Origin of the sequence: Geobacillus sp. ZGt-1 (assembly GCF_001026865.1) — a bacterium.
GTDB classification, from domain to species: Bacteria; Bacillota; Bacilli; order Bacillales; family Anoxybacillaceae; genus Geobacillus; species Geobacillus thermoleovorans.
The window spans coordinates 36,444-37,690 of sequence record NZ_LDPD01000025.1; the positions used below are offsets into that span (position 1 = coordinate 36,444).

At 53.7% G+C, this 1,247-nt stretch carries 2 protein-coding genes; one reads left to right on the top strand and one right to left on the bottom strand.

Annotated features, from left to right (window positions below; translation table 11 throughout):
* Nucleotides 1–261 precede the first annotated feature (261 nt).
* The gene (locus VU18_RS18400) at nt 262–420 is read right to left on the bottom strand and encodes a hypothetical protein (RefSeq protein WP_011232413.1); all 159 of its coding nucleotides are present in this window, start codon (nt 418–420) and stop codon (nt 262–264) included.
* A 173-nt stretch (nt 421–593) separates the two neighbouring features.
* Here VU18_RS18400 and VU18_RS12825 point away from each other — a divergent pair, with 173 nt between their 5' ends.
* Nucleotides 594–1,199, top strand: coding sequence for a biotin transporter BioY (locus VU18_RS12825; RefSeq protein ID WP_011232414.1), 606 nt, complete (start codon nt 594–596; stop codon nt 1,197–1,199).
* Nucleotides 1,200–1,247 lie beyond the last annotated feature (48 nt).

A 1,247-nucleotide genomic window follows, 5' to 3' on the forward strand; every position in this document is an offset into this window, starting at 1 on the left:
AAAAGGAACTTTATTACCATATCAAAAATAGGTATTTATTCATAAAAATCAATAAATTCATTTTCTTCTCTTTTCATGCCGAAAAACCCATTGAAAAACGAGCACGACATTCGAGCCGGCAGCATTTTATCAGAACGACAAGACCACTCTAAGGGAACTCGATGGGGAGGCGGCCATCTTTTTTCGCTCGATCCTCCGGCTTTTTCGAGGCGCGAATCGGTCCAAGACGTTTTTCTTTCCTGTCGATCCGCACCCCTTCTTTTACGCATTGCCGTTTTCATCCGTCGGCTGCCGAGCCCCGATTTCCGCCGGGGTGCGCAAATCGTAGCCGTCGTCGTGTTTGCTTGTATGGATGATGTCTTCGTTCGCCCCCATTTTGCTCGCCCGCTTCAGTTCCTCATCCGGCACGAACCGATCCATTGACAAGACCTCCTTTCACGCTCCTCGCCGCGTTGTCCGCATGAAGCGCTCGAGGAGTCGTTTTTCTTATCATCCCCCCAAGCCGCTTTATCATCCGCCGAAAAAAAGAGGATTGACAGCCTAGCGGTTGTTCGGTACGATTTTGTTAACGGACAAAAAAAGGGGGTTTACATATGGAAGGACGGACTTCACTTCGACCGATTGACATGACGCTCGCCGCCATGTTCGTCGCCTTGATGGCGATCGGGGCGAACATTACGTCGTGGGCGCCGTTTCTTGTCGTCGGCGGTGTTCCCATTACGCTGCAGACGTTTTTCTGCGTCTTGGCCGGAGCGGTGCTCGGGCGGCGGCTCGGTGCGGTGGCGATGATTGTGTACATGCTCGTCGGCCTCGCCGGCGTGCCGGTGTTTGCCAAATTCAACGGCGGACTGTCGATGATTTTCCAACCGACATTTGGCTTCATTCTTTCGTTTATCGTTGCCGCTTATGCGACCGGATGGGTCATCAACCGCGGCCCGCAGCCGGCGTCAAAAGCTCGTTTCGTCACCGCCGCACTCGTTGGCATGGTCATCAACTATGTCATCGGCACGAACTGGATGTACATGGCGTACAAACTATGGGCGGAAGCGCCGGAAGGGCTTTCGTACGGCATGGTGTGGGGCTGGATGCTTGCCCCGCTGCCGAAAGACATTTTGTTGTCGATCGTCGCCGGCTTGATCGCCCCAAGGATTTGCCGGGCGATCGGACGCTCCTCCGCCGCGGACCGTTCGGCGGCCTAAACACGAAAAGAGTCTGACCCAAAAGGGAAATTTTCCTTAAACAAAACA

Excerpts from the sequence above, each read along its gene's own strand:
- VU18_RS12825 (WP_011232414.1), top strand. The coding sequence starts at position 594 with ATGGAAGGACGGACTTCACTTCGACCGATTGACATGACGCTCGCCGCC.
- VU18_RS18400 (WP_011232413.1), bottom strand. The coding sequence starts at position 420 with ATGGATCGGTTCGTGCCGGATGAGGAACTGAAGCGGGCGAGCAAAATG.